The following is an 18540-nucleotide window of genomic DNA, read 5'->3' as shown; positions in this document are numbered from 1 at the left end:
CAAAAGGTACAGCATCATGTCCAAGAAAGCATTTGCATCCTCCGCCGACCTGGGCGATAAGCAGGAAACCCTGGAAGTTCTCGCCGACGGGGTCTATGCCCTGACCGCCGAGGGTGACCCCAATGTGGGCGCCATCGAAGCGGAGGATTTCCTGATCGCCTTCGAGGCGCGCGCGACCCCCAAAGCCGCCCGTGACTGGTTGGTCAAATTGCGCGAGCACACCGACAAGCCCATCAAGTACCTGGTGCTGTCCCACTACCACGCGGTGCGGGTACTGGGTGCCTCCGCCTTCGAGGCGGAATCCATTATCGCCCATGAAAAAACCAAATTCCTGATCGAGGAGCGCGGCAAGCAGGACTGGGACAGCGAGTTTGGCCGCATGCCGCGCCTGTTCCGCGAACCCGAGGGCATTCCGGGTTTGACCCATCCCGATATTGTCTTCAACGATCGCCTGGAGATTCCCCTGGGGGGCGATCGCGGCAGCCTGATTCTGCAGTATTGCGGCCGTGGTCACACCGCCGGTGACATTGTCGCCTGGCTGCCGCAGAGCAAGGTGCTGTTTGCCGGCGACCTGGTGGAAGCCGAAGCGGCACTCTATACCGGCGATGCCTTCCATATGGACTGGTCGAGCGGCACCCTGGATCAGGTCAAAGCCTTCCAGGCGGAGGCGATAGTCGGTGGCCGCGGCAAGGTTGCTCGCGGTCGCGCCGAAGTCGATGCGGCCATTGAACAGACCCGCGGTTTTCTTTTGGGGATGATCGAAAAGGTCGGTGAAGTGCATCGCGCCGGCGGCACGCTCAAGCAAGCGTTCGAGGCCACCCACGCCCACCTGGGCCCCAAGTTTGGTATGTGGCCGATCTTTGAACACTGCCTGCCGTTTGATGTGCAGCGGCTGTGGGACGAGTTTGACGGTATTGACTGGCCGCGGATCTGGACTGCAGAGCGGGATCTGCAAGTATGGGATCAGCTGCAAGGTTGACCGTATTCAGCGGCAGGCCCAACGCCTGCCGCTGCCGCCAAAACACTGGGCCAGGAAAGGGCGCCAATGATGAGACTCAATGAGACCCATGCCTCTGCTTTGACCAGCTGGGTGGCGTCAGCCAACAGTCCCGGTTGCGATTTCCCGATCCAGAACCTGCCTTTTGCCCAGTTTCGGCGCCGGGGCAGCGCTGAGGCTTTTCGCGGCGGGGTTGCCATTGGCGAACAGATTGTGGATCTGGGGGCCGGCAGTAGCGCGGGTCTGTTTACCGGGCTTGCCCGGACAGCAGCGGAGGCTTGTGCCCAGCCCAGCCTCAATACCTTTATGGCCATGGGGGCCGAGTCCTGGTCGGCCCTGCGCCTGGCCCTGTCCCGGGGCCTGCGGCGCGGCGCGCCCCTGGCCGAGGCTCTGGCGCCCTACCTGGTGCCCCAGGCCGAGGCCGAATTCAGCTTGCCCTGCCAAATAGGTGATTACACCAATTTTAATACCTCACTGCACCACGCTGCCCGTGCGGGGGCCCTGTGCCGCCCGGATAACCCGCTGCAGCCCAACTACAAGTGGATGCCGGTCGGCTTCCACGGGCGGGCATCGAGTATCCAGGTATCAGGCCAGGGGTTCCATCGGCCCTGCGGCCAAACCCGGGGAGCGGAGGCGGCCGAGCCGGGCTTCGGGCCTTGCCAGTGGCTGGATCACGCCCTCGAAGTGGGTGTTTTTATCGGCCCTGGCAACGAGCTGGGCGAGCCGATCCCCATTGCGGCCGCGGAGCAGCATGTGTTTGGGGTGTGCCTGTTAAATGACTGGTCGGCGCGGGATATCCAAGCCTGGGAGTATCAGCCGCTGGGGCCGTTTCTGTCGAAAAACTTCGCCTCCACGTTATCGCCCTGGGTAGTGACCATGGAGGCCCTGGCCCCCTATCGGGCGCCGCTGGCCCGCTCGGAGGGCGATCCGGAGTCAATGCCCTATTTGACGTCGACCGCCAACAGCACTGCTGGTGGTATCGATATCAATCTGCAGGTGTTGATCCAGACCAGCAAGATGCGCGCCGCCGGCCAGGTGCCGGAGTCTTTTGCGCAATCCTGTTTTGCCCATGCCTACTGGACCATTGCCCAGATGGTCGCACACCACACGGTCAATGGCTGCAATCTGCGCCCTGGCGACCTGTTTGGCAGCGGCCCTCAATCCGGGCCGGCCCATGAAGAGGCCGGTTCAATGCTGGAGTTGAGTCGCGGCGGCAAGGAGGCTGTCTACCTGAGCAACGGTGAGACTCGCACCTTTATCGAAGACGGCGACAGTATCCTTGTGCGTGCATATTGCCAGCGGGCGGGGGCGGCGCGGATTGGCTTTGGTGAGGTTGTGAGCCGGGTGCTGCCGGCCCGTGCCCGTGTTCAGACAGAGCGCAGCTACCACGTTGCCGACCGGGCACCACTGCAGTTGGTCTGCTCTGGCGCGAGGCAGAGCCGTGGATGAGCAGTGGGGGTGCGGCCGCGGCTACTGAAAAACAACTGTTCAGCTATCAATCCCCCCCATACACAGGTATTTAATCTCCAGATAATCTTCGATACCGTATTTGGATCCCTCGCGGCCCATGCCGGACTCCTTGAAGCCACCAAACGGTGCCATTTCATTGGAGATCAGCCCTTCGTTGATGCCGACGATGCCGTACTCCAGCGCTTCCGAGACCCGCCACACGCGGCCGATATCACGAGTGTAGATATAAGACGCCAGGCCGACGTTGGTGTCGTTGGCCAGGGCAATGGCTTCCGCTTCGGTGTCGAATTTGATCAGTGGCGCCACCGGGCCAAAAATCTCATCGGTGGCTACGCGCATGCGCGGCGATACATCCCCGAGCACTGTGGGGGCGACAAAACAGCTGCCCCCGGGGTTGTTGTCAGCATCGGTCAACACGCTGGCACCATCGGCCACAGCACTGGCAATCAGGTCGCGCACATTCGCCGCCGCCTTCTCGTTGATCAGGGGGCCGATATCGGTGCCGGCCTCGCTGCCGGAGCCGACCTTCAACTGCCCGACTGCAGCGACCAGCTTGGCGGCAAAGGCCGGGTAGATATCACTTTGCACCAGTAATCGGTTGGTGCAGACGCAGGTCTGCCCGGCGTTGCGGTATTTGGACGCCATGGCGCCCTTGACTGCGGCGTCCAGGTCGGCATCGTTAAAGACGATAAAGGGGGCGTTGCCACCCAGTTCCATGGAGGTCTTTTTGACGGTGCTGGCGCATTGCGCCAACAGTATCTTGCCCACTGCGGTGGAACCGGTGAACGAGAACTTGGCGATGCGGGGGTCACTGGTCAGCACCGCGCCAACCTCTTGCGAGCGGGTGCTTACCAGTACATTGAAGACGCCGTCGGGTACGCCCGCCAACTTGGCCAGCCCGGCCAGGGCCAGGGCCGAGAGCGGGGTTTCATGGGCGGCCTTGACGATAAAAGTACAGCCGGCGGCGAGGGCCGGAGCTGCTTTGCGGGCGATCATGGCATTGGGGAAATTCCACGGGGTAATGGCGGACACCACGCCGACGGGCTGCTTGATCACCACGATGCGAGAGTTGGAATTGGCGTGGGGTATGGTGTCGCCGTAAACGCGCTTGGCCTCTTCGGCGAACCACTCCACGTAGTTGGCCCCGTAGGCGATTTCACCCTTGGCTTCGGCCAGCGGCTTGCCTTGCTCCGCGGTCAGGATGGCGGCCAGCTCGTCCTGGTGTTGCATAATCAAATCGAACCAGCGGCGCAGAATATTGGCGCGCTCTTTCGCGGTTTTCCCGCGCCAGCCGGGCAGGGCGGCAGCGGCGGCGCTGACGGCGCGCTCGGTGTCGGTGACGCTGGCGTCACTGAGGGTGCAAAGCTCGGCCCCGGTGGCCGGGTTGCTCACGGCGAAGGTGTGGTCGGACTTCAGCCACTGACCGTCGACGAAACTGCCGTTTTGAAACAGTTGCGAGTCTGAAATGGATTCCATTGTGTACGCCTTATGATTTGTCATCGTCTTGCTTGTCATCGTCTTTGGACAGGGTGGCGACCAGCTCGTCCAGCAGTTCGTAGAGCAACTCCAGCTTGCCGTAGCCAAATTTCTCGGTGATATATTGGTAGCGCTCGATGGACGCCGGCGCGATTTTTTCAAACAACACGCGGCCGGAGTCGGTGAGCGCCATGGTCGAGCGGCGCCGGTCTTCGCTATTGCCGCGCCGCTCGATCAGGCCCCGGGCCTGCAGGTTTTGCACGATGCGTGACATGCTGGGTTTAAGGATGTAGCACACGTCCGACAGCTCCGAGACTTCCATGTCGCCGCGCTGTTCCAGCGCGCGAATAACCCGCCATTGCTGGGAGGTAAGTTCGTGGGCTTTTAGCGCCGGCATGAATTTCTTCATGACCGCTTCCCGGGCTTTTAACAGCGACATCGGCAGCGAGCGATCAAACTGGCGCAGGTGCTCCGTGTCGTTGGTTACCGGCCTTAGGGGCGCCAGTTTTTTGCTCTTTTCAGAGGGGCTCATCAATTACTCCGTTGACCAGGGTGCCGACCCCCGCCACTTCGACTTCGACCGTATCGCCAGGCTGCAGGTATTTGGGTGGGTCAAAACGTGCACCGGCACCGTTGGGGGTGCCGGTGGCAATGACATCGCCGGGCTGCAGGTGAAAGAATTTTGAACAGTAGCTGATTATATAGCGAAACGGAAACATCATGCTGGCGGTGGTGTCGTCCTGGCGAGTCTCACCGTTGACACGGGTGGTGACCCGCATATTCTCATATTGCTCGGCACTGAATTCATCGGCGCTGACCATCCACGGGCCAATAGCACCGGAGTTGATAAAATTCTTGCCCTGGGTGACATTGAATTTGGCGTGGCGAACCCAGTCGCGCAACGTGCCTTCATTCATGATGGTCAAGCCGGCAATGTGCTCGTAGGCGTCGGCTTCCCTGATGCGACGGCCGGCTTTGCCAATAATAATAACAATTTCCCCTTCGTAATCCAGTTGCTCGGATTCTGGCGGCCGCCACAGGGGTTGGTTGTGACTGGTGAAGCTGTCCGCGGTGCGCATAAACAAGCTGGGGTACTTCGGCGCCTCTGAGCCGTCCTTGTACTCTGCATTGCGATTGGCGTAGTTGACGCCGATACAGGCAATTTTCCCCGGGTTGGGAATCGGAATCTGTAATTCCACTTCCGCCAGCGCCAGCTCTGGCTGCTGTTCCCGCGCCATTGTGGCGGCGGCCGCGAGACGGTTTTCACTGATGGCGGCCTTGAGGTCGCCGCCCAGGCGAGTGCCCAAATCGACAATCCTGTCGTTGTTACCGGGCAGTGCGCCCCAGGATGGCAGGCCATTGTGGGTGTAGCTGACAAATCGCATGTTAAAAACTCCTGTGCCGGGCTGAGGGTCTGGGGCGCGGCTGTTGGGCTCCGGCCTGCTGCTGGCGGTTCTGGTTACTGGAAGGATTAAGGGTGAATTTACATCTGCATTAAAGTTAACACGTTAATTAAAAATATTCAATATAAAGCTTTGTGTTGGTTTTTAATGGGTAAAAAAGCTTGTTTTTATGCGAGCATTCGTTTCTAATAGTTAACAGGTTAAGTAATTAGGTGGTTTGATAGAGGTGAGAAGACAGCGATGAGCGTTTTAGCGGAAAACCAGGCCAAGGCTGCCAAATACCTGGAGCAGTTCAGGCAGGCCCCTGTTGGCCATTTTATTAACGGCAAACATGTGCTGCCGGAGGGCGCGACCTTGTATGACAATGTCACCCCGACCGACAACAGTGTGTTGGGTCAAGTGGTTGCCGGTACTGCAGCGGACATGAATGCTGCTTGTGCGGCGGCGGAAGCCGCCTTCCCGGCCTGGCGCGATGTGCCCGGGGCCGAGCGCAAAAAGCTGCTCAACCATTTTGCCGACAAGATCGTTGAGCGCGCTGAGGAAATAGCGCTGGTCGAGTCGATGGACTGTGGCCAGCCGATCCGCTTTATGCAGGCCGCAGCAATTCGCGGTGCGGCGAACTTCCGCTTTTTTGCTGACAAAGCACCGGAGGCGCAAAATGGCCAGGCCCTCTACCAGGCCGAGCATACCAACTACACCATGCGCAGCCCGATTGGCCCGGTCGGTATTATTACGCCCTGGAATACGCCATTTATGTTATCCACCTGGAAGATTGCTCCGGCACTGGCTGCCGGTTGCACCATCGTCCACAAGCCCGCTGAATTGACCCCCCTGAGCGCCATGCTGCTGGCCGACATTGCCAGGGACGCGGGCTTGCCCGATGGCGTCTGGAATACGGTCAACGGTTTTGGTGAAACCGTGGGCAAGCGCATGACCGAGCACCCGGCCATCAAGGCGGTGGCGCTGGTGGGTGAAACCGCTACCGGCAGCCACATCATGCGCCAGGGGGCGGATACCCTGAAGCGCATGCACTTTGAACTGGGCGGTAAAAACCCGGTGATCGTGTTTGATGACGCCGACTTTGAGCGGGCCCTGGATGCGGTGGTGTTTATGATCTACAGCCTCAATGGCCAGCGCTGTACCTCCTCCAGTCGCCTGCTGATTCAAAGTGGTATCCAGGACAAATTTATGGCCGCGCTCAAGGCGCGGGTAGAGAGTCTGCGTGTCGGCCATTCGCTGGATCCGGCAACCGAAGTGGGGCCACTGGTGCACGGCGGTCACTACGAAAAGGTGTGCAGTTATTTTGATATTGCCAAGACTGACGGTGCGACCACACTGGTGGGTGGTCACAAGCGCGAGGATCTCGGTGCTGGCAACTACGTCGCGCCGACGCTGTTTGCGGATGCCAACAATGACATGCGCATTGCCAAAGAGGAGATATTCGGGCCGGTATTGACCGCCATCAGCTTTGATTCCGAAGCCGAAGCCATCCAGATCGCCAACGATACGGATTACGGTTTGGCCGGCTATATCTGGACGGAAAACACCGGTCGCGCCATGCGCATGGCCAAATACGTGGAGGCCGGCATGCTCTGGGTGAATTCAGAAAACAATCGCAACCTGCCGTCGCCGTTCGGCGGTATCAAGATGTCCGGTATTGGCCGCGATGGTGGCGACTACAGTTTTGACTTCTATATGGAGACGAAGAATGTCTGTATCGCCCACGGCACCCACAAAATAACCCGCCTGGGCGTCTAGGGGGGAGGTGTTTATGAGTCTCTATTATGTGCAAAAACTGCTGTATGAACTGAATCGCGATGAAGATCTGCAAACACAATTTTTTGCCGACAAGGACAGCGTGTTGGCCGATTATAAATTGACCGAAGAGGAGCGACTGGCGCTGACCACGCCGGATATTGGCCTGTTGTATATTCTCGGCGTCAACGGCCAGATACTGATGCACTACGCCGCCATGTGCGGCTACGCCTGGCCCGAGTATATCCAGGCGATGCGCGATGCACTGGAAAAATACGGCAATGTACGGGCCGGTCTATACGTGACTACTGACGGTAAGGGGGCAGTATGAGTTTGGTGTTCGCAGGGGTCTGTTCCCACGCACCCGGTATTACCGGCCGCAAACATATGGCGGCCAGGGACGATGTGGATACGTTTTACGCGGCGCTGGATGGCATGCGCAGCGCGCTGGAGGCGAGCAAGCCCGACGCGCTGGTTGTTATCTCCGCCGAGCATTTCGCCAACTTTTTTATGAATAATATGCCCGCCTACTGCATCGGTATGGCGGATGAATACTACGGGCCGATCGAAGATCCGCAGTGGCTGGGCATCGCGCGCACGGCAGTGCCCGGCAACGCGGATTTATCCCGGCGCGTGATCCAGCAAGTGTTACAGGACGTCGATGTCGCCTACGCCGAAGAGTGGAAGTTTGACCACGGTATCAGCGTGCCACTGCATTTTCTCACGCCCAATTACGACCTGGATATTATTCCGGTCAATATTAATTGCCAGGGCCCGCCACTGACCCCCTTGCACCGCGCCTGGGCTTTTGGCGAAGCCCTGCGCAAAGCCTGTGACGCGGTGCCGGAGCGCATTGCGATCGTCGGCACGGGCGGCATATCCCATTGGCCGGCGACACCGGATTCCGGCAAGATCGACGCAGACTGGGACCGGGATTTTCTCGATCGCTGGCAGAAAAATGACAAACAGCAGCTGCTGGCCTATACCGACGAGCAAACCTGGCGCGAAGCCGGGCAGGGCGGCTTTGAGATCCGCACCTTTATTGCCGTTGCCGCGGCTACCCAGGGGCTGCCGGCGCGGGTGGATTACTACCGGCCGATACCCATTTTTGCCGTTGGCTGCACCGTGGGTACAGTGGATTTGGGTGAGGTGAAATAGTGGCGCACCTGATGCTCGAATACTCCGCAAACCTGGACCCCGAGACGCTGGCGCTTGATGCTTTGCTGGCACGCCTGGTCGACACGGCGGTTGCCACCGGCCTGTTTCCGCTGGCGGGCATTCGGGCGCGGGCCCACCGCTGTGAGCATTTTTACATTGCCGATGGCAATCCGGATTACGGCTTTGTCCACCTGGAGTTTAAAGTGGGCTCAGGCCGCAGCAGCGCAGAAAAAGCTGCGGCCGGCGATGCCCTGCTGGCGGCTTTAACGACTCACCTGCAACCGCTGTTTGACCGCCAGGGGTTGGCCATTTCTTTCGAAATGTCCGAGTTGCCGGAGATCAAAGCCAACAAAAATAATCTGCGCGAGTATCTGGCCCGAGCCTGAACTGAGCGCGCAGTGACTGTCGGTTTAACCCGGGTTGTCGGTAACATCCGAACTGTATTAAAGCCTGAAAAGTGAGAAGACCCATGTTAACAGAAGCAGAAATAGCCGCTGCGGCCAGCGATTTGTACCACGCGGAAATTCAGCGCCAGGCCATTGACCCGGTAACCCTGCGCCACCCTGAGATGACCATGGACGATGCCTATGCGATCCAGAGCCAGTGGGTGCAACAAAAAATTGCCAACGGCCGCCAAGTCATCGGTTACAAAATTGGTTTGACCTCCCGCGCCATGCAGGAGGCCATGAAAATCGATGTGCCCGACTACGGTGTGTTGCTCGACGATATGGAATTTGCCGATGGCAGTGATATCGAAGCGGCGCAATTTATCGACCCGCGCATCGAGGTAGAACTGGCCTTTGTCTTGAAAGATCGGCTGGAGGGCGCCAATGTATCGATTTTTGATGTGATCAACGCCACCGACTACGTGGTGCCGGCGCTGGAAATTATCGCCGCGCGCAGCCACCGGGTGCACCCGGAGAGCGGCCGGGCACGCACGGTACTGGACACCATCGCAGACAACGCCGCCAATGCCGGCATCATCATGGGCGGCCGACCGGTCAAGCCCAATGAGGTGGATTTGCGCTGGGTCGGCGCCCTCTGTTATCGCAATGCGGTGTTGGAGGAAACCGGCCTGGCGGCGGGAGTGTTGAATCACCCGGCCAATGGTATTCGCTGGATTGCCCGGCGTTTTGCCCCCCACGGGATCGCCCTGGAGCCCGGCCAAATACTGCTGGCCGGCTCCTTTACCCGGCCGCTGGCGGTCAAAGCCGGTGATACCATTCACGCTGATTACGGCCCGTTGGGCGGTATATCCTGCCAATTTGTGTAACTGCCCGGGAGAGGGATGTGGACGTTATTGAGAACAAATTCAAGCAGCGCCTGCAGCAGCCGGGCACCCAATACGGGCTGTGGCTGGGCATACCGGACCCGACCTGTGCGGAGATTTGCGCCGGTGCTGGTTTTGACTGGCTGTTGATCGACGCTGAACACGCGCCCTACGATGTGGCGGCGGTACAGCGGCACTTGCAGGTCATCGCGCCCTACCCGTCGCAGCCGCTGGTGCGGCCGGTGGAAGGGCGCACAGCACTGCTCAAGCAATTGCTGGATGTGGGTGCCCAGACCCTGCTGGTGCCCATGGTCGACAGTGCCGAACAAGCCGCGCAACTGGTCAAGGATGTGCGCTATCCGCCGCAGGGCATTCGGGGCTTGGGTACTTCTATGGCGCGGGCCGCCAGGTACAACCGCCTGCCCGGCTACTTGCAAGCCGCCAACCAGCAAATCTGTTTGCTGGTCCAGGTCGAATCCGTTACGGCGCTGGCCAACCTGGAAGCGATCGTCGCGGTGGACGGCGTCGACGGCGTCTTTATCGGTCCCTCGGATTTGTCCGCCTCCATGGGTTATATCGGCCAGCCCGGTCACCCGGCGGTGGTTGCGGCCATTGAACGTGCCATCCAAACCATTATCGCTGCCGGCAAGGCGCCGGGGTTGTTGGCGGTGGATCCGAAACTGGCCCGGCAATACGCCGCGCTCGGGGCAAAGTTTATCGGGGTCGGGGTCGACGCGGCGCTGTTGGCCAGTGCCACCACCAATCTTGCCCGCCAGTTTATTGCGGCTGATGATGACCAACCGATTGGGGGCTATTGAGGCACTGCCTTGTTCGAAAACGGGAAGCAGCCAATATGCCTGTTCGATAAAGACATGGTGCACCTGAATCGCAGCGCGGTTGGGTCAGGGGCGGAGCACTAATCACTCCCGCGGTGGCATCTGCTTGATGTACAAATCGTGTTTTGAGTAGGGGATTTCGATGTTGTGCAGCTTGAACTGGCGGAAGATTTCACAGTTCAGGATGTCCAGCACCCGGCCTTTGAGGGCCGGCTTGTCAATCCACACCAGCAGTTCGAACTCAAGGGCAGAGGCACCGTAGCGGCGGAAGCGCACCCGCGGTTCCGGGGCGGCGCAGACGTATTGTTTTTCCCCCAGCGCAATTTGCATCAGGATTGCCCGCACTTGATCGATATCCGCATCGTAGGCGATGCCGATCGGTACCCGGCAGCGGTATTTTTCGTGCGGGCCGCCGGACTCGTTGATGATCTTGGTGTTGCCCATGACCGAGTTGGGGATGGTGACCTCCACGTCCTCACGAGTCAGCATGCGTGTGCTGCGCATACCAATATGAGTCACTTCGCCCCGCTCGCCGGAGTCCAGGACGATGTAGTCGCCAATCTTGTAGGGCGCGTCGGCCATGATGAAAACCCCGGAAAAGAGGTTGGCGAGGGTATCCTTGGCGGCAAAGCCCACGGCGATACCGACGATGCCGGCCGACGCCAGCCAGGCGGTCATATTCACGCCCCAGACGGAAAAGACGAAATACACCGCCAGCACTATGACCACGATGTTGACCAGGTTGAGGAACAGCGGCAGGGTTTTGTTGTTGATGATTCTTACCCGCCGGGAGTTGCGGGCAATGCCGGTCAGCAAATAGCGATTGGCGCGCATAAAAAAGCCGGACCAAATCAGGATAGCGAGGGATTGCAAGGTCGAGTAGACAATGTGCAGGTAGAGCTCCGCGGGCGACAGGATCAGGGTGGCGCTGGCAAAGCCGAGCAGCAGGAAGCTGAAGTAGACCGGCGAGTGCAACAGGTCGAGAAAGCTGTTATCCACATCCACCTGGCTGCGGGATACCAGTCTTTTCAAGCCGGCGATAATCACGTATTTGAAAATCGAGGCCACCACAAAGGAAAACACGATGACCACCGCCGCCTGGATATAGGGGTTGTTGCCAAAGGCATTCAGGAGTGGCGCGATGGCGGACTGCAGTTGTTCAAACATGGTGAGAATCCAAACGGGAGCCAGGGCAAAAAGTGTAACTGAAGCGCGGGACTAAAGCATGTCTTTGTAAGGCCGGTCCGGCGGCCTTAGCAAACGGGCTGCCGCGGTGCCTGCTATTGCCTTGTGCTGCCTTACCAGTGGCCAGCGGGGTGGGGGTTGGGGGTGTCTGCGCTTTCTATTTGGCGTCCAAAAGTTTACCCTGCAGCGCTTGAATTCACGCAAAACCTGACGAGCCTGTTGTTGTCCAGAGAAAACCTTACTCCTGCCAGCCCTGATACCCGCAGCCAGCGCCTGGTGTTGTTGCTGGTGTGTATGGGCTCCGTGTTGATGCCTTTCACTATGGCGGCCGTCAATATTGCCATACCCTCGATGGCGGCCGACTTGCAGGCAGATGCGGCGAGTATCGCCTGGATGCCAACCCTGTTTTTGCTGGCCAATGTGGCCCTGATTCTTCCCTTCGGCAAGCTCGCCGACAACTACGGTCGCAAGCGCATATACCTGTTGGGGTTGGCTCTCTCTGCGCTGGCATCCCTTGGCTCCTGGTTCTCCCCGACCATAGACTGGGTTCTGTTCTTTCGGGTCTTGCAAGGTGCGTCTTCAGCCATGATTTTTGGCTCCAGCCTGGCGTTATTGACGTCGGTTTTTCCCGCCAATGCCAGGGGGCTGCCGCTGGGCCTGAATACCGCCAGTGTTTATATCGGCCTTACCATTGCCCCGGCCATAGGTGGCTGGTTGACGCAAGTCTTCAGTTGGCGGGCCGTGTTTTTTGTGCCCATCCCGGTTGCGCTCGGGCTGATTGTTATCGGTGTCGTGCTGGTGAAAGGCGAATGGAAAAAGGATCAACACTCAAGGTTTGACTGGATCGGGACCGCGCTTTTTGCCGGCTGGGCACTGACCTTTGTGACCGGGTTTACCAAAATCCCCGCGGGCCAGGGCATAGTCCTGTTGCTGGCTTCCTTTACCTTTATCGGCTTGTTTATTTATCACCAATCCCGAAACCAGGAGCCGCTTATTCGGGTTCAGTTGTTCAGGGAAAACCGGATGTTCGGGTTTTCGCTGCTGACCGCCTTTTTGATGTACGCCAGTAACTACCCGCTGGCTTTTTTGCTCAGCCTGTACCTGCAGTATATTCGCGGTCTGTCACCGGCGGAATCCGGCCAGGTATTGCTGGTGCAGGCCATAGCCATGGCCCTGATCGCGCCTTTTTCTGGCAAATTTTCTGACCGGCTGCAGCCGCGCCTGCTCAGCACAGGGGGCTGCCTGGTCACCTTGATCGGTTTTTTGTGCCTGTTAAAGCTGCACGAAGCAACCCCCACAGTACTGATCAGTGCCGCGCTTTTCCTGGTGGGCATTGGTTTTGGCCTGTTTTCCTCCCCCAACCACAACGCCATCATCAGTTCTGTGGAGAACAAGGACTTAGGGGTTGCTTCCGCCAGCCTCAGCCTGGCGCGAGTGTGCGGTAACATTGTCGCCATGAGCGTTGTCACCGGATTGATTCACCTGCTAATTGGCAGTGAATTGATTACGCCGGCCAACTACCCGGATTTGATGCAAACCGTGCATATCGCCATCTATATATCTGTAGGCCTGGTCACTGCGGCGGCCATAATCTCTGTCCGGCGGGGGCGTATGGTGCACTCTCCGGGCAGCTGACATCTCACTGCTCCTGCTCTCCTGCGGTCGACTTGCCCGAAGCGCGCTGTGGCCCACCCCGGCCCGACATACTCCCGGCCTGTGCTTTTGCGAGGCATAAACCTGCCATTCAGCCCGTTGCCCGGCTGAGCTTGGCCGGCTGCGATCAGTGTCTGCCGAGGAGATGGGTTCGCGCCAGTTATTTTAGTTGACATTGTCAAGCACATTTAATATAGTTGATCAAGTCAACCAAATGCCTGGTTCCTTGTTTTCAACCTATGATGCCTGAGCCCTCTATGCCTCGACCCACTGTTTCTCAACCGACTGTGCCGCAACCCCAAAAGCCGGGGGCGTCTCTGCCGCAGTCCCTCAGCGATCCGCTACATCGCCTCACCCACGCCTACAAATCCCGGCTGCGCGAGCTTATTGTGGCCGAGGGTATTCCGCTACCCATTACCCAGATTCGGGTGCTGAAGGGGGTGTGTCGCAACCCCAGCTGCACCGCCCACACCATTGCCACCCATATGCGTCGCGACAAGGCGCAGATAACCCGTGTGCTCAACGAACTGATGCACGCTGAGCTGATTATCAAGGTCGATAACCCCGGTGACCGGCGCAGCCAGCTGCTGCAACCCACTGACGCGGGGCGCGAGATTATGCGCCGACTGCAGGCGGTGGAAGCCCGGGTTACCGCGCAGATGACGCAACAGCTCAGTGCTGAAGAAGTGAGTATGTTTATCCAGCTGAGCCGCAAAATGACCGACAGTCTTGGCCATGCCCAGCCGTCGACCCAATCAGGAGAGTCTTAATATGTCCAGGCCTTTACCCCGTGAACTGGAGGTGCTCGCCACCGCCGATATTACCCCCCATATGCGCCGTATCACCCTCGGCGGCAGTGGTATGGCTACCTTCCCGCAGGAGGACCAGGGCGGTGCTTACATCAAATTGGTGTTCCCGCAACAGGACGGTGCCAAGCCGCTGCTGCGAACCTACACAGTGCGCAACCAGCGCGAGGGCGAAATTGATGTGGATTTCGTCTTGCACGACGCGCCCGGCCCGGCGTCCCGCTGGGCAACTCAAGCCGGTGTCGGCGATCGTATCCTGGTGGGTGGGCCCGGCCCGCGCAAGCTGATCAACAGCGATGGCGACTGGTGCCTGTTTGTCGGCGACATGACCGCCCTCCCGGCCATTAGCGTTAACCTGGAATTGTTGCCCGCTGACACGCGCGGTTACGCGGTGCTTGAAGTGTTGCACGAAGAGGATATCCAGGCGTTGCGCGCGCCGCAAAACCTGCAGCTGGTTTGGGTGGTCAACCCGGATCCGGATCCGGAGGGCAGGGTGCTGGCAGAGCGCATTGCAGCGCTGCCCTGGCTGGAGGGTTCGCCGGCGGTATGGGCGGCGTCGGAATTCAACAGTATGCGCGAGCTGCGCAGGTGTTTCCGCGAAGTTCGTCCAGTTGAGAAAAAGCTCAGGTATATTTCCAGCTACTGGAAAATGGGCATCAGTGAGGATCAACACAAAATCGACAAGAAGCGCGATGCGGAATTGAACGCTGACTGAATTGGTGTTGCAACGTTAAGCCTGATATGGCTTGGCAAATTTAAAAATCTGGAGTAACTATGGCCTCAATGAAATTTCATAACTCCCTGCGTCGCTATCACCGCTGGTTGGGATTTTTCCTGGCGGGTATTATGGCAATTTACGCGCTCAGTGGCATATTGCTGATTTTTCGGACTACCGATTTTTTGCAGTATGAACAAACCGTCGAGCGCCAGTTGAGCCCGGGACTGGCCGGCGCAGAGCTCGGCGAAAGCCTGAGAATGAAGGGCTTCAAGCTGCTGGAGGAGACTGACAATCAAGTTCGCTTCCAGCAGGGTATCTACGACAAGGGCACCGGTGTGGCGGTGGTTACCGACAAGGACTACCCGCTGCCGCTGGCGAAGCTGGTGAATCTGCACAAGGCCACCACCAATAGCCCCCTGTTCTGGCTGAATATCACCTTCGGAGTCGGGTTGCTGTTTTTTGTGGTGTCTGCTTTTCTGATGTTCTTGCCCAAGACGTCAGTGTACAAAAACGGCCTTCTTATCGCGGGCGCAGGATTCGTATTTGCGCTGTTGATGGTCGTGTTTGGTTCTGCCTAACTGTCTTTGCTGCCAACTTCTTTCCTAATTACCCCTATTAATAAGCCAGCCCTCGGCGATAGTAGACATATACCTCGTAAACCCTGGGACATCAGCTTTTCTCCCGGCCTGGCTCCAGGAGCCAGGCCTACCATAGTGCCAGCTGGACGACGCCTGGCTTTAGTGATAATCAGGACTTCTTTAATGATCGTATTGACCGCTCCGCGCGTAGGTACAGTAGGTACAGCAGGTACAAGAGCAGGCTAACCTCGGCGAGAGACGATGACAGAAATTTACTGGTTTCAACAGGATCTGCGCCTGCGGGACAACCCCGGCCTGCTTGCCCACTGCCGCGCCGAGCCGCTGTTGCTGGTGTACTTTTGGCCTGCAAACCGGCCCTGGTGTAACCTCACCGGGATGGGTGGGCAGCGGCAGCGGTTTCTGGCTGAGTCACTGCAGTCGCTGCATGCGGAACTCGCTGCGCTGGGGCAAAAACTGCTGGTTTTACAGGGCCCGCCGGAAGTCGGGTTGGCGGCGCTGGTGCGGCAGACCAGGGCGTCGCTGGTGGGTACGTCGCGCTCACCGGGCTACTATGAACGACATTGCCTGCGTCGGGTTGCCGCGGCTTTGCCGGTCGCTCTCAAGGTGCATCCCGGCAATACCCTCTTTACTCGCCATGACCTGCCGTTTGAGTTGGAGCAACTCCCGGTCCAGTTCACCCCCTTTAAAGACAAGGTGTTGGGGCTGCCCGTGGCCGAGCCGTTGCCGGCACCGGCGCGACTGCCAGCGCCGCCGCCGTTTGAATTTCAGCCGCTGCCGGCTGCAGCAGTGAGGGCCTCCGCCGCGTTGCCCATCCGCGGCGGAGCGCCTGCCGGTCAGCGTCGCCTCAGGCAGTGGACCCAGGCAGGGCTTGCCGACTACAAGCAGACGCGCAACTGTCTCGACGGGCTGGATGGCTCCAGTACACTCTCGCCCTGGCTGGCACTCGGTTGCCTGTCTGCGAGGGAGGTGGTGGCGGCGGTCCAAGCCCATGAGCAGGTCCAGGGCGAGAGTGAATCCAGCCGCTGGCTGGTATACGAATTGCTGTGGCGGGAATTTTTCCACTGGCGTGCGCGCCGGGATGATATCAGCCTGTTTCGGGTGGGGGGCGCCAAGGGCAAAGCGAGGCTATCCACCTTTGACCCGAGAAACTTTGCTCGCTGGTGCCAGGGGGATACCAATTTCCCACTGGTGAATGCCCTGATGCGGCAGTTGCTTGAAACCGGCTGGATGAGCAACCGCGGCCGCCAGATCGCCGCCAGCTGCCTGGTCAACGAACTGGGTGTGGACTGGCGTTACGGCGCGGCCTTCTTCGAGAAACACCTGATCGATTACGATGTCGCCAGCAACTACGGCAATTGGCAGTATATTGCCGGCGTCGGTGCCGACCCCCGCGGCGGTCGCCATTTCAACCTCGAAAAGCAGGCGCAGCAATTCGATGGGGATGGCCAGTTCACCCGCAAGTGGGGCGGTGTCAGGCCCAGGCAGCCTGACTTTGCAGTGGATGCCGCGGACTGGCCGCTACCCCCGGAGATGAGTTGAGGGGTCGGCTTGCTGCAGGTTGGTGCTGCGCCGGGTCGACGCCGGACTAAAGCCGTTGCAATAAACGCTCGGTAAGCCACTGTGTTAAAACCGCAGGCGCAGAGTTGGCGTATTTAACCAGTGACGCTTGCTCTGCTCACTTACATTGGAGGTTCGTCATGCTTCGTATTTTCATTGCGGCCATTGCGCTGTTTGGCAGCGTTGCCGTCGCCGCCGCTTGTCCTCAATACATGGATCACTCCATGCGCAAGCTGCATTCGAAAGAGCAATTGCACCTGTGTGAGTTGCAAGCGGGCCGGCCAATGCTGGTCGTCAATACTGCCAGCCACTGCGGTTTCACTCCGCAATTCAAGGGCCTCGAGGCCCTGCACCAGAAATACCGGCAGCGCGGCCTGCTGGTGCTGGGGTTTGCCAGTGACGACTTTCGCCAGGAAGCGAAGGATGAGGCCAGCGCGGCGGAAGTTTGTTACGTCAACTACGGGGTAACATTTACCATGCTGGCCCCTAGCCACGTCAAGGGAGCGGATGCCAATCCGGTGTTTCGCGCGCTCGCCAGCCAGAGCCAGGCGCCGGGCTGGAACTTCAACAAGTATGTGATCGATGCTTCAGGTGCGGTGGTGCAGCATTTTGGCAGCAGTACCCGCCCCGATAGCAGGGAACTGGCCGCGGCGATCGAAAGCGTGTTGCAAGACGACTAAACCACCGCCCCAAAACCTAAAAGGGGTCGGTGACAAACGGTAATCGAAATGATTCCTGTCTGTCACCGACCCCTTTATTTGCCGCCGCCTTTATTGTGCTCTTCTTTAATGCTAGTCCAGCAGGGTGGGGGTGAAGTCGGCCATCTCCGGGGGCAGGAAGGGGTTGCACAAGGTGAAAACCTTGCGCTCTCTCAGGCCCAGGCGCTGCACCACATCACCGTGGTGTTTGCGGAAGAGGGCGTCGTGCTCGCCGCTGGCCATTAACGCTGTTAAGCCGGCCTCTACCAGTTTGGCAAGATCGGGCTTGGCCGGGTTGACGTAGAACACCAGCGGCAGGGGGTAGTAGATCATTGCGGTGGGTTCAATACTGAGTCCGCCAAGGGGTTCTGCACGTTGCGCAAAAGCTGCCTCTATCTCGTTGGCGCCCAGCGAAGTGTAGTCGAATGCTCCCGTTTTCAGTAGTTGAAACAGGTCATCAAAAGAGCCTCGTTCGACCACGCAATAGCTGTTCAGGCGGAATATTTCCGCGTCCGCCCAGGTTGCCGGAATACCAATGGCCAGCGCCTGTAATGCCGTCGCCTCGGTCAGTGCCTGGAATCTGCCCAGGGATTCCGTTCTCGTGATGATCAAGCGGTAGCCCAGCAGGCCCTTGGCCAGGGGCCGGGGCAGTATGATCTTCTGCTTGTCCTTGAATTTCTGATTGCCGGCAACGGTGACCAGGATATCGGCACCGGCGCTAAAAATATTGCCTTCGTCTTCCGCCCGTGGATAGTCAGTGTTGTCGATATGCAACTGCGCTGGGCCCCAGTCTGTTGCCGTCGCGGCAAGGCAGGCTTGCAGCAGTTCGGTCTCGTAGCCCTGCCGGGCGCTGCTTTTATTGCCGTTCCAAAAGTTGACGGTGGTCATAATGCCAGCGATGCCTGTTTGCTATTTAGTGAGCAGAAATTGTTGCGCTGTTGTATTAAAGCAGCTGCTTT

At 59.0% G+C, this 18540-nt stretch carries 19 protein-coding genes; 14 read left to right on the top strand and 5 right to left on the bottom strand.

Features of this window, described 5'->3' with window-relative positions; genetic code table 11:
• Window positions 1-16: 16 nt before the first annotated feature.
• Both G8764_RS12015 and fahA read left to right on the top strand, forming a co-directional pair.
• Window positions 17-979, top strand: a complete 963-nt coding sequence (locus G8764_RS12015) for an MBL fold metallo-hydrolase (RefSeq protein ID WP_166164885.1) — start codon at window positions 17-19, stop codon at window positions 977-979.
• A 66-nt stretch (window positions 980-1045) separates the two neighbouring features.
• Window positions 1046-2446 (top strand): fumarylacetoacetase, encoded by a 1401-nt coding sequence (gene fahA, locus G8764_RS12010; protein ID WP_166164884.1) that lies wholly within the window; start codon window positions 1046-1048, stop codon window positions 2444-2446.
• Between the two features lie 39 nt (window positions 2447-2485).
• Here the strand turns inward: fahA and G8764_RS12005 are convergent, their stop codons facing one another.
• Genes G8764_RS12005 through G8764_RS11995 form a run of 3 tightly spaced genes read right to left on the bottom strand, consistent with a single transcriptional unit; the run spans window position 2486 to window position 5328 of the window.
• Window positions 2486-3943 carry an NAD-dependent succinate-semialdehyde dehydrogenase gene (locus tag G8764_RS12005; protein WP_166164883.1) on the bottom strand — a complete coding sequence of 486 codons (1458 nt, stop codon included), beginning with the start codon at window positions 3941-3943 and terminating at the stop codon, window positions 2486-2488.
• 10 nt (window positions 3944-3953) lie between these two features.
• Complete coding sequence (hpaR, locus tag G8764_RS12000) at window positions 3954-4475, bottom strand: homoprotocatechuate degradation operon regulator HpaR (RefSeq protein WP_166164882.1); 522 nt, start codon at window positions 4473-4475, stop codon at window positions 3954-3956.
• On the bottom strand, window positions 4462-5328 hold the full coding sequence (locus tag G8764_RS11995) for a fumarylacetoacetate hydrolase family protein (protein WP_166164881.1): 867 nt from the start codon (window positions 5326-5328) through the stop codon (window positions 4462-4464). Before G8764_RS11995 ends, hpaR begins: the two co-directional genes overlap by 14 nt.
• 258 nt (window positions 5329-5586) lie before the next feature.
• Between G8764_RS11995 and hpaE the strand changes: the two genes are divergently transcribed.
• The 6 genes from hpaE to hpaI all read left to right on the top strand — a co-directional run bounded on the left by hpaE (window position 5587) and on the right by hpaI (window position 10347).
• Window positions 5587-7104, top strand: a complete 1518-nt coding sequence (gene hpaE, locus G8764_RS11990; RefSeq protein ID WP_166164880.1) for a 5-carboxymethyl-2-hydroxymuconate semialdehyde dehydrogenase — start codon at window positions 5587-5589, stop codon at window positions 7102-7104.
• A gap of 13 nt (window positions 7105-7117) precedes the next feature.
• Window positions 7118-7432: an aromatic ring-opening dioxygenase subunit LigA gene (locus G8764_RS11985; protein ID WP_166164879.1), complete on the top strand. Its 315-nt coding sequence runs from the start codon at window positions 7118-7120 to the stop codon at window positions 7430-7432.
• On the top strand, window positions 7429-8259 hold the full coding sequence (locus G8764_RS11980) for a DODA-type extradiol aromatic ring-opening family dioxygenase (RefSeq protein WP_166164878.1): 831 nt from the start codon (window positions 7429-7431) through the stop codon (window positions 8257-8259). The genes G8764_RS11985 and G8764_RS11980 overlap by 4 nt, the downstream gene beginning before the upstream one ends.
• Before the next feature lie 11 nt (window positions 8260-8270).
• The gene (locus G8764_RS11975) at window positions 8271-8645 is read left to right on the top strand and encodes a 5-carboxymethyl-2-hydroxymuconate isomerase (RefSeq protein ID WP_207951846.1); all 375 of its coding nucleotides are present in this window, start codon (window positions 8271-8273) and stop codon (window positions 8643-8645) included.
• 83 nt (window positions 8646-8728) lie between these two features.
• Window positions 8729-9532, top strand: a complete 804-nt coding sequence (gene hpaH / locus G8764_RS11970; RefSeq protein WP_166164876.1) for a 2-oxo-hept-4-ene-1,7-dioate hydratase — start codon at window positions 8729-8731, stop codon at window positions 9530-9532.
• A 17-nt stretch (window positions 9533-9549) separates the two neighbouring features.
• Complete coding sequence (gene hpaI, locus G8764_RS11965; protein ID WP_166164875.1) at window positions 9550-10347, top strand: 4-hydroxy-2-oxoheptanedioate aldolase; 798 nt, start codon at window positions 9550-9552, stop codon at window positions 10345-10347.
• Between the two features lie 102 nt (window positions 10348-10449).
• Here hpaI and G8764_RS11960 read toward each other — a convergent pair whose 3' ends face one another.
• Complete coding sequence (locus G8764_RS11960) at window positions 10450-11532, bottom strand: mechanosensitive ion channel family protein (protein WP_166164874.1); 1083 nt, start codon at window positions 11530-11532, stop codon at window positions 10450-10452.
• A gap of 240 nt (window positions 11533-11772) precedes the next feature.
• Here G8764_RS11960 and G8764_RS11955 point away from each other — a divergent pair, with 240 nt between their 5' ends.
• The 6 genes from G8764_RS11955 (at window position 11773) to G8764_RS11930 (ending at window position 17563) form a co-directional block, all read left to right on the top strand.
• The gene (locus G8764_RS11955) at window positions 11773-13185 is read left to right on the top strand and encodes an MFS transporter (protein ID WP_207951845.1); all 1413 of its coding nucleotides are present in this window, start codon (window positions 11773-11775) and stop codon (window positions 13183-13185) included.
• Between the two features lie 275 nt (window positions 13186-13460).
• Window positions 13461-13973, top strand: a complete 513-nt coding sequence (locus G8764_RS11950; protein ID WP_243748763.1) for a MarR family winged helix-turn-helix transcriptional regulator — start codon at window positions 13461-13463, stop codon at window positions 13971-13973.
• 1 nt (window position 13974) lies between these two features.
• Window positions 13975-14724, top strand: coding sequence for a siderophore-interacting protein (locus tag G8764_RS11945; protein ID WP_166164873.1), 750 nt, complete (start codon window positions 13975-13977; stop codon window positions 14722-14724).
• 59 nt (window positions 14725-14783) lie between these two features.
• Complete coding sequence (locus G8764_RS11940; RefSeq protein ID WP_166164872.1) at window positions 14784-15305, top strand: PepSY domain-containing protein; 522 nt, start codon at window positions 14784-14786, stop codon at window positions 15303-15305.
• Between the two features lie 261 nt (window positions 15306-15566).
• Window positions 15567-16865: a DASH family cryptochrome gene (locus G8764_RS11935; RefSeq protein WP_166164871.1), complete on the top strand. Its 1299-nt coding sequence runs from the start codon at window positions 15567-15569 to the stop codon at window positions 16863-16865.
• A 158-nt stretch (window positions 16866-17023) separates the two neighbouring features.
• Window positions 17024-17563, top strand: coding sequence for a glutathione peroxidase (locus G8764_RS11930; RefSeq protein ID WP_166164870.1), 540 nt, complete (start codon window positions 17024-17026; stop codon window positions 17561-17563).
• Between the two features lie 111 nt (window positions 17564-17674).
• Here the strand turns inward: G8764_RS11930 and G8764_RS11925 are convergent, their stop codons facing one another.
• Complete coding sequence (locus tag G8764_RS11925; RefSeq protein ID WP_166164869.1) at window positions 17675-18469, bottom strand: amino acid ABC transporter substrate-binding protein; 795 nt, start codon at window positions 18467-18469, stop codon at window positions 17675-17677.
• Window positions 18470-18540: the final 71 nt, after the last annotated feature.

The organism is Pseudomaricurvus alcaniphilus, from assembly GCF_011440395.1.
Lineage (GTDB): Bacteria > Pseudomonadota > Gammaproteobacteria > Pseudomonadales > Cellvibrionaceae > Pseudomaricurvus > Pseudomaricurvus alcaniphilus.
Note: the sequence above shows the minus strand (reverse complement) of the source record. Positions and strands in the feature narration are given on the sequence as shown.

Excerpts from the sequence above, each read along its gene's own strand:
- G8764_RS11935 (WP_166164871.1), top strand. The coding sequence starts at position 15,567 with ATGACAGAAATTTACTGGTTTCAACAGGATCTGCGCCTGCGGGACAAC.
- hpaH (WP_166164876.1), top strand. The coding sequence starts at position 8,729 with ATGTTAACAGAAGCAGAAATAGCCGCTGCGGCCAGCGATTTGTACCAC.
- G8764_RS11940 (WP_166164872.1), top strand. The coding sequence starts at position 14,784 with ATGGCCTCAATGAAATTTCATAACTCCCTGCGTCGCTATCACCGCTGG.
- G8764_RS11930 (WP_166164870.1), top strand. The coding sequence starts at position 17,024 with ATGCTTCGTATTTTCATTGCGGCCATTGCGCTGTTTGGCAGCGTTGCC.
- G8764_RS11925 (WP_166164869.1), bottom strand. The coding sequence starts at position 18,469 with ATGACCACCGTCAACTTTTGGAACGGCAATAAAAGCAGCGCCCGGCAG.
- G8764_RS11995 (WP_166164881.1), bottom strand. The coding sequence starts at position 5,328 with ATGCGATTTGTCAGCTACACCCACAATGGCCTGCCATCCTGGGGCGCA.
- G8764_RS11960 (WP_166164874.1), bottom strand. The coding sequence starts at position 11,532 with ATGTTTGAACAACTGCAGTCCGCCATCGCGCCACTCCTGAATGCCTTT.
- G8764_RS11975 (WP_207951846.1), top strand. The coding sequence starts at position 8,271 with ATGCTCGAATACTCCGCAAACCTGGACCCCGAGACGCTGGCGCTTGAT.
- G8764_RS11950 (WP_243748763.1), top strand. The coding sequence starts at position 13,461 with ATGCCTCGACCCACTGTTTCTCAACCGACTGTGCCGCAACCCCAAAAG.
- hpaR (WP_166164882.1), bottom strand. The coding sequence starts at position 4,475 with ATGAGCCCCTCTGAAAAGAGCAAAAAACTGGCGCCCCTAAGGCCGGTA.
- G8764_RS11945 (WP_166164873.1), top strand. The coding sequence starts at position 13,975 with ATGTCCAGGCCTTTACCCCGTGAACTGGAGGTGCTCGCCACCGCCGAT.
- G8764_RS11980 (WP_166164878.1), top strand. The coding sequence starts at position 7,429 with ATGAGTTTGGTGTTCGCAGGGGTCTGTTCCCACGCACCCGGTATTACC.
- hpaE (WP_166164880.1), top strand. The coding sequence starts at position 5,587 with ATGAGCGTTTTAGCGGAAAACCAGGCCAAGGCTGCCAAATACCTGGAG.
- G8764_RS12015 (WP_166164885.1), top strand. The coding sequence starts at position 17 with ATGTCCAAGAAAGCATTTGCATCCTCCGCCGACCTGGGCGATAAGCAG.
- fahA (WP_166164884.1), top strand. The coding sequence starts at position 1,046 with ATGATGAGACTCAATGAGACCCATGCCTCTGCTTTGACCAGCTGGGTG.
- G8764_RS11985 (WP_166164879.1), top strand. The coding sequence starts at position 7,118 with ATGAGTCTCTATTATGTGCAAAAACTGCTGTATGAACTGAATCGCGAT.
- G8764_RS12005 (WP_166164883.1), bottom strand. The coding sequence starts at position 3,943 with ATGGAATCCATTTCAGACTCGCAACTGTTTCAAAACGGCAGTTTCGTC.